The 12,918-nt window shown below is 68.3% G+C and carries 14 protein-coding genes and 1 tRNA gene; 6 read left to right on the forward strand and 9 right to left on the reverse strand.

The annotated features are described in order from the left end of the window. On the forward strand, positions 1-151 hold a 151-nt coding region (locus BUE16_RS15575; protein WP_234972427.1), incomplete at its 5' end, for a Fe-Mn family superoxide dismutase. A 142-nt stretch (positions 152-293) separates the two neighbouring features. Here the strand turns inward: BUE16_RS15575 and msrA are convergent. The 4 genes from msrA to BUE16_RS15595 all read right to left on the reverse strand — a co-directional run bounded on the left by msrA (position 294) and on the right by BUE16_RS15595 (position 2,674). Continuing rightward, positions 294-842, reverse strand: a complete 549-nt coding sequence (gene msrA / locus BUE16_RS15580; protein WP_073311425.1) for a peptide-methionine (S)-S-oxide reductase MsrA — start codon at positions 840-842, stop codon at positions 294-296. A gap of 90 nt (positions 843-932) precedes the next feature. Continuing rightward, positions 933-1,286, reverse strand: a complete 354-nt coding sequence (locus BUE16_RS15585; RefSeq protein WP_073311427.1) for a CHY zinc finger protein — start codon at positions 1,284-1,286, stop codon at positions 933-935. A gap of 697 nt (positions 1,287-1,983) precedes the next feature. Beyond that, positions 1,984-2,057, reverse strand: a tRNA-Thr gene (locus BUE16_RS15590). A gap of 29 nt (positions 2,058-2,086) precedes the next feature. After that, positions 2,087-2,674 (reverse strand): GNAT family N-acetyltransferase, encoded by a 588-nt coding sequence (locus BUE16_RS15595; RefSeq protein WP_079991702.1) that lies wholly within the window; start codon positions 2,672-2,674, stop codon positions 2,087-2,089. Positions 2,675-2,897: 223 nt separating this feature from the next. On the opposite strand from BUE16_RS15595, the gene BUE16_RS15600 reads away from it, so the two are divergent. Genes BUE16_RS15600 through BUE16_RS15615 form a run of 4 tightly spaced genes read left to right on the forward strand, consistent with a single transcriptional unit; the run spans position 2,898 to position 7,535 of the window. Further along, the gene (locus tag BUE16_RS15600) at positions 2,898-4,007 is read left to right on the forward strand and encodes a branched-chain amino acid ABC transporter permease (RefSeq protein ID WP_073311429.1); all 1,110 of its coding nucleotides are present in this window, start codon (positions 2,898-2,900) and stop codon (positions 4,005-4,007) included. Beyond that, the gene (locus BUE16_RS15605; RefSeq protein WP_234972424.1) at positions 4,004-5,773 is read left to right on the forward strand and encodes a branched-chain amino acid ABC transporter permease; all 1,770 of its coding nucleotides are present in this window, start codon (positions 4,004-4,006) and stop codon (positions 5,771-5,773) included. The genes BUE16_RS15600 and BUE16_RS15605 overlap by 4 nt, the downstream gene beginning before the upstream one ends. Then, the gene (locus BUE16_RS15610) at positions 5,770-6,633 is read left to right on the forward strand and encodes an ABC transporter ATP-binding protein (RefSeq protein ID WP_073311432.1); all 864 of its coding nucleotides are present in this window, start codon (positions 5,770-5,772) and stop codon (positions 6,631-6,633) included. Before BUE16_RS15605 ends, BUE16_RS15610 begins: the two co-directional genes overlap by 4 nt. Continuing rightward, positions 6,630-7,535, forward strand: coding sequence for an ABC transporter ATP-binding protein (locus tag BUE16_RS15615; protein ID WP_234972425.1), 906 nt, complete (start codon positions 6,630-6,632; stop codon positions 7,533-7,535). The genes BUE16_RS15610 and BUE16_RS15615 overlap by 4 nt, the downstream gene beginning before the upstream one ends. Before the next feature lie 55 nt (positions 7,536-7,590). Here BUE16_RS15615 and BUE16_RS15620 read toward each other — a convergent pair whose 3' ends face one another. From BUE16_RS15620 to sdhC, 5 genes are all read right to left on the reverse strand, one after another. Then, a complete protein-coding gene (locus BUE16_RS15620) occupies positions 7,591-7,860 on the reverse strand; it encodes a MarR family transcriptional regulator (RefSeq protein WP_394327446.1) in 270 nt (89 codons plus the stop codon). Between the two features lie 263 nt (positions 7,861-8,123). Further along, the gene (locus tag BUE16_RS15625) at positions 8,124-9,977 is read right to left on the reverse strand and encodes an FAD-binding protein (protein ID WP_073311436.1); all 1,854 of its coding nucleotides are present in this window, start codon (positions 9,975-9,977) and stop codon (positions 8,124-8,126) included. Positions 9,978-10,113: 136 nt separating this feature from the next. Then, positions 10,114-11,019, reverse strand: a complete 906-nt coding sequence (locus tag BUE16_RS15630; RefSeq protein WP_073311439.1) for a succinate dehydrogenase/fumarate reductase iron-sulfur subunit — start codon at positions 11,017-11,019, stop codon at positions 10,114-10,116. A 2-nt stretch (positions 11,020-11,021) separates the two neighbouring features. Beyond that, positions 11,022-11,393: a succinate dehydrogenase gene (locus BUE16_RS15635; protein ID WP_073311442.1), complete on the reverse strand. Its 372-nt coding sequence runs from the start codon at positions 11,391-11,393 to the stop codon at positions 11,022-11,024. Next, complete coding sequence (gene sdhC / locus BUE16_RS15640; protein ID WP_073311445.1) at positions 11,393-11,818, reverse strand: succinate dehydrogenase, cytochrome b556 subunit; 426 nt, start codon at positions 11,816-11,818, stop codon at positions 11,393-11,395. The genes BUE16_RS15635 and sdhC overlap by 1 nt, the downstream gene beginning before the upstream one ends. Before the next feature lie 161 nt (positions 11,819-11,979). Here sdhC and BUE16_RS15645 point away from each other — a divergent pair, with 161 nt between their 5' ends. Then, entirely contained in the window at positions 11,980-12,882 is a 903-nt protein-coding gene (locus BUE16_RS15645; protein WP_073311447.1) for a DUF7351 domain-containing protein, read from the forward strand. Positions 12,883-12,918: the final 36 nt, after the last annotated feature.

A 12,918-nucleotide genomic window follows, 5' to 3' on the forward strand; every position in this document is an offset into this window, starting at 1 on the left:
CCACCCGATCCTCGCACTCGACGTATGGGAACACTCCTACTACTACGACTACGGCCCCGCCCGCGGCGACTTCATCTCCGCGTTCTTCGAAGTCGTCGACTGGGACGAGCCCTCGACCCGCTACGAACAGGCTGTCCAACTCTTCGAGTAAGTCGCAGGCGATCGGTGGAACCCGTGGAACCGGCGCGCGAGCGCGGCGGTCGACCGGCGGCGATGACCGTGGGCACGGTCCGTCGCCGTCCGACCGCCGTCAGCTGTCCGCCGCGACAGTCCCGCTGACGCCGCCGCGCCGATCAGGCCTTCTGCTTTGTCGCCAAGTCGGCGAACTTCTCGCGGACCTTCCGGATCTTCGGCTCGGCGTTGAACGTGCAGTACTGGTCTGCGGGGTTCTTTTCGTAGTAGTCCTGGTGGTACTCCTCGGCCTCGTAGAACGCCTCCAGGGGCTCGATCTCGGTGACGATCTCGTCGTCGTACGCGCTCTCCGCGTCCAGTTCGTCGACGAACCGCTCGACGGTCTCGCGCTGCTCGTCGTTCTCGTACAGGACGATCGAGCGGTACTGACTCCCCACGTCGGGGCCCTGACGGTTCAGCGTCGTCGGGTCGTGGACGGTGAAGAACACGCCGAGGAGGTCGGCGTACGTGATCGCCGTGGGGTCGTACTCGACGCGGACGACCTCCGCGTGGCCGGTCTCCTCTCGGCAGACGGCCTCGTAGGTGGGGTTCTCGACGTGGCCGCCGGCGTAGCCGGAGGTGACCACGCGGACGCCGTCAAGCTGCTTGAACGCGGCCTCGGTGCACCAAAAGCAGCCGCCGCCGACGGTCGCGGTTTCAGTGTCGCTCATGGATCGAGACAGGGACTCGTCGGGGTTAAGGTTCCCGCAGGCGGCGACGCGGGTCGCCACGGATGCACCGGATCGGGCTCCGGTTGGCGCTCACAGTTCCCGCGGATCGACTCCTGCGAAGTAGCGGTCGTAGTGGGCCGCACAGCCCGGATTGAACGACGCCGAGCACGACGGGCACGCGAAGTCGGCGTCCAGATACGCCTCGACGGACAGCGTCGCCCCGCAGGCGCCGCACAGCACCGCCGGCTCCGCGAACCGTTCGCGAGGCCACGGCTCGGTCTCGTGGTCCGTGACGGCGTCGTGGCACGCCGCGCAGGGAGCGTACCGCTCGCAGCAGCCGAACCGCAGCGCGATAACATCGGTTGGCCCGTCGTAGTGGGCACACCGCGTCTCGGGACCCACGTCGACGCCGTGGACGGGCGTCCCGTGCACGAACCGTCGCACGCGTTGTTCCCCGCGTCGACGCAGCAAAACCGTTCCGCCCCGACCCCGTCGCACGCAGCGCGATTCTCACAGCGTCCCCGGTGCCGTCGACGACCGGTTATCCGCCGGGTTACCATCCCAACTGCCCGATTCTCGACGGGTGCTCGCGGCACGCGACTCCTACTCACGTACCGGCCGCGAGCCGACCGGCGAGTCCGTTCGAGCCGTCCTCGGACGACCGACGGTGTCCGACTCATCGTGGACGCGCGGGGGCGTGTCCCTCCCCCGTCGCGAACCCCTTCGCGTGTCGGGTCAACTCCTCCACGACCGGCATCGACCGGCGACGGGAGCGAGAGATACTCGACGGGTAACAATACCCGCGTCGACCGATCGATCGACTGCTCGCGGACGGGGTCCGTCGCCACCCTTGACGCGAGTAGCGCCCGAGCCGCAGTCGCGGTCGCGGTCGGCGTCCCCACCGCGCGCCGGCCGCCGCCACTCGGACGATCCGCCGACGGCGACCCCACGTCGGCTGTTCGCCATCGCATCGCACCGACCCCGGCCGCGCGCCCATGCCGCGGCCGGTCCGGTTTCGGCTCGACCGGTGGATCCGGTACATCCACCCGACGTTCACACCTGAGTACGTCCGGGACCGCGGTCGGAGAGCGACCGACCCTGCAACGACCCTGTCACTGCCGGCTTCGCCCCGTTCGTAGAGAGCCGGGGGCGGGATTCGAACCCGCGAAGTCTCGATTACAAGTCGAGTGCATGCACCGCCCATGCTCCCCCGGCGCGTACTGGGGCCGTACTGCGCCCTCCGTTTAATCGCTATCGCTTCCGAGCCCCTGTATCGGTTTCTCCAACTCCACCCGGTGGGGCTCGTACCCCTGCTGCTCGTAGAAGCGCCGCGCGTCGCGGTTCGCAGCCATCGCCTCCAGCGCGACGACATGGGCGCCCGACGCCGCGAGCGTCGACTCGGCCGTATCGAGCAGCCGCGCGCCGACGCCGGCGTCGCGGTACGGGTCCCGGACGAAGAGGTTGTAGACGACCCCGCGACGCACGTCCTGTTCGTATCGTCCCGTTTCGAGGCCGAAGCTGACGAACCCCACAATCTCGTCGGTCGTGGATGGCGCTCCGCCCTTCGGCTCTGCGACGCGGGCGACGACGAGCCCTCCGGCGGAGGCCGCGCTCGCGACGGATTCGGCGGCGGCGCGGCGGTTCTCGGTGGCCTCGAAGTGGGTACCGTACGCGCGCTGACCGTCGGCCAGATCGACCCAGAGGTCGGCGACTGCGTCGACGTCGTCAACCGTCCCGCGATCGACAGCGACGGTGGCGCCTTCGGCCTCCAGCTCCACGGGCTCGCCGGCTTCTGTCGTGCACGGATCCGCGTCCTCGCCGTCGACGGTCATCTCGGTCGGCAGTGACGGGCGCGCGGGGCTTGGCCCTTGTGCTCTCTGCCGGTCGAGACCCGGCCTGGCCGGCGCATTTGCCGGGGTGTCTGGCCGCCACCGTCCGCCGGGTGGACGGCGCCCGGCCCGAAGCGAGGATCATGTCGGTATCTCGACGCTGTTGTACGGGTGAGAGAATGGTTAAGTGCGTCGGGGCACCTCTTGACCGTGAGAAGGAATATCAATGGGCATTAGCGAAACGTACTCACGCGGCAGGAATCTCGCCGTCTCGCGACCGTTCGTCCTCGTGGCCGTCGCCGTCGTGGCGATCTTGACTCTCGACATCGGTCGCCGGCTCGCGGCACCCGGTGGGCTCACGAGCGCTCAGCTCGCCACGTTCCTGTGGGAGGGGCTCGTGGTCGGCCTGTCGATCGGGCTCGCGGGCGTCGGGCTCTCGATGACGTACAGTATTCTGAACTTCGCGAACTTCGGTCACGGCGACTACGTCACCTCCGGCGCCTTCGCCGGCTGGGCGGTGACGTGGCTGTTCGCCGGCGCCGGCCAGTTCGACCTCGCGACGCTACTGTTCATCGGATCGGTCTCCACGCGGGATCTCGGCGTCTCGATGCTCGAGACCCCGCTGGCGATACTCGCCGGGCTCATCGTGGCGGCGGCGGCGACGATCGGGCTGTCGCTGCTGATCGACCGACTCGTCTACAAGCCGATGCGCGACGACGAGGGAATCTCCCTGCTCATCGCGTCGATCGGCGTCGCGCTCGCGCTCCGGTACACCATCTTCATCGTGTTCGGGCAGCGCACCCGCGGACTCACCGACGCCCAGTCGGTTCCGGAGTTTGCGATCCCGGTTGGCGGCGGCGGAACGCTGGACGTGGGCGGCCACGAGCTGACGCTCGTCGTGATCGCGGCCGCGCTCATGCTCGGCGTCCACCTTCTGCTCCAGACGACGAAGCTCGGCAAGGCGATGCGCGCGATGGCAGACAACGAGGACCTCGCGCAGGTGACCGGAATCCCGACCGAGCGGGTCGTCCGTTTCACGTGGATCATCGGCGGCGGACTCGCCGGCGCAAGCGGCTTCCTCATCGCCTTGGAGCGGGGAGCGATGAACTTCCAGTTCGGCTGGATCCTGCTGTTGATGATATTCGCGGCGGTCATCCTCGGCGGCATCGGCTCCATCTACGGGGCGATGTTTGGCGGGGTCACGATCGGGATCGCGCAGAATCTCTCGCTGGTGTGGATCCCCAGCGAGTTCTCGACGGTCGCCGCCTTCGGCGTCATGATCGTCGTCCTCCTGTTCAAGCCCGACGGGCTGTTCTCGGGGGTGACGACCGCGTGAGCTCCGCCGACGCTGACGCTGACGGCTCGTCCGACGCGACTGCCGCACCCGGCGGCGCGACCGCGGGCGATCCCGGAGACGGCGACAACGGACGGTACGTCTCCGGCTGGACGCCGTACCGCGAGTGGTTCCGCGACCGGTGGGCGCAGGGCGGCGCCGCCGCGTGGGGGACCGCCCTCGCGCACCTGCTGGTCGGGGCGCTCCTGTTCGCGCTCGTCGCCGGCTTCGACCTCGGATCGCTGCCGATCGGCGGGAGCCTGATCTGGTTCCTGTACCTCTCGCTCACGGTCGGCGTCCTCTACGTCGCCACCGCCCCGCCGGCCGAGCCGTACGTGGCATGGCTCGACGAGCGGTGGATGGAGTCCGACGTGGACAAGCTCCTGATCGTCCTCGGACACGTGGTCCTCGTCTTCTTCGTGTTCGCCGTCGCGCTCGGCCTCCCGTTCAACGGGCTCGTCGGGGCCCTCGCCTCGGTGTTCTTCTTTACCGCGGTGTACGCGATGATGGTGCTGGCGCTGAACCTCCACTGGGGGTACGCGGGCATCTTCAACATCGGCATCGCGGGCTTCATGGCCGTCGGCGTGTACGTGATGGCGATCCTCTCGGGGTCGACCGACCCCGGACCGGCGTCGGTGCCGGGGCTCGGCCTGCCGCTCCCGATCGGCATCCTCGGCGGCGTGGTCGCGGCCGCGCTCGTCGGGCTGGTGGCGGCGCTGCCGGCGCTGCGACTGCGCGCCGACTACTTCGCGATCGTCACGGTCGCGCTCTCGGAGATTATCCGGATCACGCTGAAGTCGACGGCGCTCCAGGAGTTCACCATCGCCGGGATCACGACCGGCACCGGCGGGGCGACCGGAATCACGATGCCGGGCAACCCCGTCCGACTCCTCTTTTATCAGAGCTTCGACGCCGGCGCCGAGCCGGCTCTGCTCGGGTCGGTGCTGTTCCCCCTGCTCGAAGGGCTTCGGGTCACGCTGATCCCGCCGGGGTCGTCGTGGCTGGGGATCGTCCCGCTGCCGGCGTTCACGCTCGATCTCGCGGTCGAGCCGGCGGTGATCGCCAACCTGGCGTACGTGCTCGTGCTCGCGGCGTTCGTCGCGCTCTTCTACGTCCTCCTCGTCAGAACCGGAAACTCGCCGTTCGGTCGCGTGCTGAAGGCGATCCGCGAGGACGAGGTGGTCGCGAAGTCGCTCGGGAAGGACACGAACCGGTTCAAGATCGTCGCGTTCATGTTCGGCTGCGGGCTGATGGGACTGGGCGGCATTCTCTGGCAGGGGAGTCAGGGGTTCACTAATCCCGGCGCGTTCCGGCCGATCATCACGTTCTACATCTGGGTCGCGCTGATCATCGGCGGCGCCGGGTCGAACACCGGGAGCGTCCTCGGGGGCGCCCTGTTCGCGGGCGCCATCTGGGAGGGGCCGGTGTACGTCCGCCGGGTCGTCACCAACTTCGTCGAGTTCGGCGACACGCCCGGCACGTTCCCGGCGGCAGTCGCGCCGCTGATCGAGGGGAAGGTGCTGCCGCTGCTGTCGTTCCTGCTGGCCAACGTCTCCGCGCTGCGGTTCATCCTCGTCGGCGTCATCCTCGTGACGCTGATGCAGCGCCGCCCGGAGGGCCTGCTGGGCCACCGCAAGGAGGAGGCCGCGGCGATCCCGCTCACGCGACCGGGCGGTGGCGACGGGGACGGAATCGGCGAACCGACCGCCGCCGCCGACCCCGTCGCCGATGGCGGCCGCGACGATGCGGCCGACGGAGGTGCGCGATGAGTTCCGAGCCTGGCGGCGCCGACGCGGACGACGCGACCGACACCGCCGTTGACACGCCGGCGGCGGCCGCCGAAGGCGCGCGCGATGCCGCAGAGCACCCCCTGGTCGTCGAGGGGCTCCACAAGACGTTCGGCGGAATCACCGCCGTCGACGGCGCGAGCTTCTCGGTCGCCGAGGGTTCGCTCACCGGGCTGATCGGGCCCAACGGCGCGGGCAAGTCGACGACGTTCAACTGCATCACCGGCGTACACACGCCGACCTCGGGCAGGATCCGGTTCCGCGGCGACGACATCACGGGGATGGCTCCCCACGCGATCGCCCAGCGGGGGCTCGTGCGGACGTTCCAGATCGCCCGCGAGCTGCCGGAGATGACCGTGCTGGAGAACATGATGCTGGCGCCGAAGGGACAGGCGGGCGAGCGACTCAGCTATGCCGTCGTCCCGGGCCTTCGCGACCGCGTCGTCGAACAAGAGGAGGAGCTGCTCGAGCGCGCCTGGCAGCAGCTGGAGTTCTTCGAGATCGACCACCTCGCCGAGGAGTACGCGGGCACGCTCTCGGGCGGTCAGCGCAAGCTGCTGGAGATGGCGCGCGCGCTGATGACCGACCCCGAGGTGGTGCTGCTCGACGAACCGCTCGCGGGGGTCAACCCGACGCTGGAGGAGAAGCTGCTCGACCGTATCCACGAACTGCGCGAGATGGGGAACACGTTCCTCTTCGTGGAACACGACATGGATGTCATCATGAACAACTGCGAACACGTCATCGTCATGCACCAGGGGTCGGTGCTCGCGGAGGGCACGCCCGAACAGGTCACGAGCGACGAACGCGTCGTCGAGGCGTACCTCGGAGGCGACGTATGAGCAGCGAGGCCAGCGAGGCCGAACGAAGTGAGGCCTCGAAGCGAGCGGGGAGCGAAGCGACCCGCGAGCACGGCGGGGGTGGACGAAGTGAGGCCTCGAAGCGAGCGAGGAGTGAGCGCGACCGTCGCTCCGTCGCCGCTGACGGCGGGACCGCGTCCTCCGGCGCCACCCGCGCCGCCGACGCCGCGCGTCCCGACGACAGCCTGCTCCGGGTCCGTGACCTCGACGCCGGCTACGGCGACCTCCAGATCCTCACGGACGTGCACATGGACGTGGGCGACGGCGAGTACGTCACCATCGTCGGCCCGAACGGGGCCGGCAAGTCGACGGTTATGAAGTCGGTGTTCGGGCTGACCAGCTACATGGGCGGCACGATCGAGTTCGCCGGCGAGGCGATTCACGGCCTGGCGCCCGAGGAGATCATCCACGAGGGGATCGGCTACGTCCCGCAGAACGACAACGTCTTCGAGAGCCTCACCGTGCGCGAGAACCTGGAGATGGGCGCGTACATCCTCGACGAGGTCCCCGAGGAACAGATCGAGGTCATCTACGATCGCTTCCCGATACTTCGCGAGCGCTCGGACCAGCGCGCGGGAACGATGTCCGGCGGACAGCGGCAGATGCTCGCGATGGGGCGCGCTCTGATGCTCGACCCCGACCTCCTCCTGCTCGACGAGCCGAGTGCGGGACTCGCGCCCGATCTGGTCCAGGAGATGTTCGACCGTATCGACCGCATCAACGACGACGGCACCGCGGTCCTCATGGTCGAGCAGAACGCCAAGGAGGCGCTGGGCCGCTGCGACCGCGGCTACGTGCTCGTCAACGGCGAGAACGCGTACGTCGACTCCGGCGAGGCGCTGTTGAACGACGAACAGGTCCGCAAAGACTTCCTCGGCGGCTGACCGCGGGCCGTCCACCGGTAGCCGGACGGGCGGCCGCTCCGCCGCACGCGACCGCCTACACCAGCGCGTAGCGCCCGTCCAACTTCTCGACGTGTCCCGCCTCGCGCAGCGTCTTCAGGATGGAGTACAGGGAGATGCGCTTCATCGACAGCCCGTCGCACAGCGCGTCCTCGCAGACCGCGCCGTGGGTCGCCAGATACAGATACACCAGCTTCGCGCGGGGGGACGAAACCCCGTCCGGGAGCTGCGTCATCGGCGTCTCCGCGTCGACTTCGGCTGCCGCGGCGTCCGGGGTGTTGGCTGCGTCGGCGTGTGTAGTAACCATCGTGACTCCACCGTGCACTTCGACACCTGTAAAACTATGGTACGACAAACGTCGAATAACCGCGAGCGGTGGCCAGACCGTCGAATCCGACGGCCTCAAAGAAACAATCCGGTTACGAGTGAATCAATCGACCGATCCGGTCGGCAGGATTTTCGACTGCTGACGGCGAGCTCGGCGCACGGGTCGGCGCCGCGAGAACACAGACCGGGTCGGACTGGTATTCGCCGGCGACTTCGAATCTGAGCCGGATCGACGCTGTCGGGTCAGTACGAGCGGATCTTCGGCTCGTACTTCTTGTCCTCGCCCTCGAGGATGACCGGCTTGTACCACAGTTCCGGCGTACCGTCGTTCCACGACAGCATCGTGTGCTTGAGCCACTCGTCGTCCTTGCGCTCCTGGTGCTCCTTGCGCCAGTGGGCGCCGCGGAACTCGTCGCGCGCGAGCGCGCCGAGGGTGATCGCCTCCGCCAGGTCGAGGATGTTGCGCGTCTCCAGCGTCTGGATGAGGTCGGTGTTGAACGTGCGCGAGGGGTCCTTCACGAACACGTCCTGATATCGCTCGCGCGCCTCGGCGATGTCTTCGAGCGCCTGCTTGAGGCCCTCCTCCTCGCGGAAGACGTTCACGTACTGGGTCATCGACTCCTGCACGTCCGAGCGGATCTCCGCGTGCTGGACGCCGTCGTCTTTCTCCATGAGCGACTGGACGCGCTCGCGCTCGCGGGTGACCGCCCGCTCGACGAGGTCGTGACCGTCGCCCGAGCTGGTCTCGGCGGCGACGCCCCCGTCGGCGACCGCATCGCCCTCGCCGCCCGCGGGCTCGATCTCGCCGGGCTGGACTGGCGTGTCGACCTCGCCGAGCTCGTACTCGCCGCGCTGGCCGGTCTCGATCTCGGCGGTGCCGAGGTCCTTGCCAGCGGCGTGGGCACCCGCGCGCTTTCCGAAGACGATGAGCTCCGGCAGCGCGTTGCCGCCGAGGCGGTTCGAGCCATGGACGGACGCGCAGGCGCACTCGCCGGCCGCGTACAGTCCGCCGACGCACGTCTCGCCGTTCTCGTCGGTCTCGATGCCGCCCATCGCGTAGTGCTGTCCGGGCTTGACCGGCATCGGCTCCTCCAGCCCGTCAACGCCCTCGAAGTCCTTCGCGAGGTGGAGGATGTTCTCTAGGCGGTCGACGATCCGCTCCTCGCCGAGGTGGCGCATGTCGAGGTGGACGTACTCGTCGTCGATGCCGCGCCCTTCGTTCACCTCGCTCAGCTCCGCGCGGGCGACGACATCGCGCGAGGCCAGCTCGCCGTCGTTGCTGGCGTAGCCGTACTCGAACATGAAGCGCTCGCCCTCGTCGTTGTAGAGGATACCGCCCTCGCCGCGGACGCCCTCGGAGATGAGCACGCCCGTGCTGGGGAGGCTCGTCGGGTGGAATTGGATGAACTCCATGTCCTCGATGGGGACGCCCGCGCGGTAGGCCATCGCCACCCCGTCGCCGGTGTTGGCGACGGCGTTGGTGGTGTGGTCGAACACCTGACCGAGCCCCCCGGTCGCGAGGATGACGCCCTCCGTCGCGCGGAAGCCCGACAGCTCGCCGCTTTGAATGTCGTAGGCGACGACGCCGTGGCAGGTGCGGTCCTCGGGGCGCTCCTCGTCGGTGACGGCCAGATCCGAGACGTACCACTCGTCGTAGACGGTGATGCCGCGCTTGACGAGCTGCTCGTACATTGTGTGGAGCAGCTGGTGGCCGGTTTCGGCGCCCGCGTACGTCGTCCGGGGGAACGAGAGGCCGCCGAACGGTCGCTGGGAGACGCGGCCGTCCTCCTCGCGGGAGAACGCCATGCCCCAGTGTTCGAGCTGGATGACCTCCTTCGGGGAGTCCGTACAGAGCGTCTCGATAGCAGGGGCGTCACCGAGGTAGTCAGACCCCTTCATGGTGTCGTAGGCGTGGTCCTCCCACGAGTCTCCCTCGCGAAGGGCCGCGTTGATGCCGCCCTCCGCGGCGCCGGTGTGGCTGCGCACCGGGTGGAGCTTCGAGACGATCGCCACGTCCGCGCCTTCCTCCTGGGCGGCGATGGCTGCGCGGAGTCCCGCGCCGCCGGCGCCGACCACGATGACGTCGTGTTCGTACATGTGTCGTGTGTTGTGTCCGTGTTGCTGCGTTCGATGGTCGTCCGTCGTCGCCGAACCCAACGGTTCGTCGTTGAATCCGCTTGGGGTTCTGGCTACTTCAATCGCGTGCCGGCTCGGGTGGCTGACCGGGGTGAGCCTACCAGAACTTCAGGTTGCTCTTGACTGCTTCCCGTTTGAGCTCCTGGATGTGCTCGGTCAGCGGGATGTCTTTCGGGCACACCTCGGTGCACGAGAACTGGGTCTGGCACCGCCAGACGCCGTTCTCCTGCTCGAGGATGTTGAGCCGGTGCTGCTTGCGCTCTGTGCCCTCGCGCTCGTCCATGGCGAAGCGGTACGCCTTGTTGATCGCGGCGGGACCGAGGTACTCGTTGTTGCCCGCGGCGATGTTGCACGAGGACATGCACGCACCGCACCAGATACAGCGCGTGGACATCTTCACCTTCTCGCGGTTCTCCCGCGTCTGGCGCTGCTCGTCGAGCTCGCCGTCGGGAAGCTCGTCGGCGTCGAAGTACGGCTCGACCGCCTCCATCTGATCGTAGAAGTGGTCCATGTCGACGACCAGATCCTTCTCGACCTCGGCGTGCGGGAGCGGCTCGACGCGAACCGGCTGGTCCAGGTCCGACAGCTGCGTCTTGCAGCCGAGTCGCTGGCGGCCGTTGATGAACAGCGCGTCCGACCCACAGATCGCCTGTCGACAGGAGTGCCGGAAGGTGAGCGAGGAGTCGAACGTGTCCCGGGCGTAGATGAGCGCGTCGAGAACGGTCATCCCCTTCTCATAGGGGACGTGGAAGTCGTCGAAGCGCGGCTCCTGTTTCCCCTCGACCTCGGGGTCGAAGCGGAACACCTTCAGGTGGACGGTGTCGTCGTCGCCCGTCGCGCGCTCTGCGGCCTCCTGGCGAGCGCGCTCCTCGCGGTCGGCGCGTGCCTCCGCCTTTTTGCGCATGCGCTCCTCCTGTGCGGGCGCCAGCGGCTCGCTGTGCTCGACCTCGGTCTCTGCCTCGGTGTCCGTCTCCGTCTCAGTCTCTGGAACGTGCGTGCTCATTGTCAGAATGTGGGGAGGCCCGCCCAGGCGTTGGCGGTGCGGATCCCCTGCACGACGAGCACGATGCTCGCCGCGATCAGCGTGTACTTGACGACCTGCTTCTTCGTGCCGGTCAGTCCCTGGTTCTCGAGAGCGTTGTAGACGCCGTTGACGCCGTGGAACGTCGCGGTAATCAGGAACAGCACCATCAGCGAGTAGTAGGTGAGGTCCGTCATCCGCGCGCTCGACGCGAGGAACGACACCTCGTCTGCGTGATTGACGAAGTGGAGCAGGAAGAAGTGGAACGCGAGCACCACCACGAGGAACGCGGCGGTGATCCGCTGCCACAGCCACCGGCGTCCGCCCGGTTCGAACGAGGAGTAGCGCTCGGCCATCAGCCGAACACCCCCGCGAGGAACGTCGGCACCGACGCCACGACGATAGCGCCCGTCAGGACGAGCGACGCGTAGAAGCTCTTGTCCTGGCTGTCGAGACCGATCCCCAAGTCGACGAGCAGCAGGCGACACCCGTTCAGGATGTGAAAGACAGCGACCGCGAGCAGCCCGACCTCGAGAATGCGAACGACCAGCAGACTCTCCAGCGCGGTGATGACGGTGGTGTACACGTCGTTTTCGGCCGCGATTGCCTGCGTCTGCCCGGCCGCGGAGATAGCGGTACTCAGCACGGCGATGTGGGTGAACAGGTACCCCACGAGCACCCAGCCCGTGAACTTGTGGAACACCCAGGCCCACATCCCCGCCGAGAACTCCCGCCACCGGCCGAAGTCCTCGACGAGGCCCCTGTCATACGACTGGCTCATACGTCTGTCGCTCGGGCCTATGGGGGTATAGTAGTTACGTGACGCACTCGCACGCCCGCGAACGGATTCGGGGCGGGCGCACCGCCGCCCCTGTGAGTCGCCCGGCCGAGCGATCGCGCGCAGGCCGAGAACTAATACGCTCGCGGTCCGTGCCCGAGACCGTGCCTGACTCGTTCACGGACGCGGCTGAGGACGCGTTTGCGTTCCTCGGCGACGGTCTCCGGTTGTCGATCCTCCGCGCACTCGCGTCGCGAGAGCCCCGCGCCGGGCCGCGCTCGGACGCGATAGCCTACAGCGACCTCCGGCGGGCGGTCGGCGAGCGCGACAGCGGCAAGTTCAGCTACCACCTCGACAAGCTGACCGGCCGGTTCGTCGAGAAGACCGATGGCGGGTACCGGCTCCGGGAGCCCGGACGCGAGGCCGTTCGCCTGCTCGACCGCGGCGTCGTCGACGGACCGATCGACTTCCACGCCGCGCCCGTCGGCGCCCGCTGTCCGTTCTGCGACGGCAACGTTCGCGTGCGGTACAACGACCACCACCTGGTCAGCTATTGCACGGGCTGTGAGGGACTGTTCGACGCCGACGAGGTTCCGGACGGAACGCTCACCGGAATCGTGCTCCCCCCGGCGACCATCGAAGGAACCGATCCGGAGTCGCTGTTCCGGCGCGCACACCGCGTGTTTCGGCGTCGACTCCGCCCCATGTTCGACGGCATCTGTCTGGAGTGTGGCGGCGATGTCGAGCGCTCGATGCGGTGCTGTCTGGACCACGGTGGCGCCCCCGGCACAACGTGCGACGCGTGCGGGACCGCCTCCCCCCGTCTCGCGGAACTCGTCTGCGGGACCTGCGGCCGCGGTCGCGTGAGCCACCCCCTGTTCGGCAATCCCGGTGCCGACGATGTCGGCGCCGCAGCCGGCGAACCGTCCGAGCGAGACGCCTGGAACCGATTCGCGGCGTTTCTCACGTGGACGCCGGAGACCACCGAGGCTGCCGCGGTAGCGTTCGAACGCCCCGACGGCGGTGAGCGCGTCCTCCTCGACGACGACCTCTGCGTGCTGGAGTAGGGCAGTCGGGACCCTCGGTTACTCCGCTTCGGCCCG

It is taken from the genome of Halobaculum gomorrense (assembly GCF_900129775.1).
GTDB classification, from domain to species: Archaea; Halobacteriota; Halobacteria; order Halobacteriales; family Haloferacaceae; genus Halobaculum; species Halobaculum gomorrense.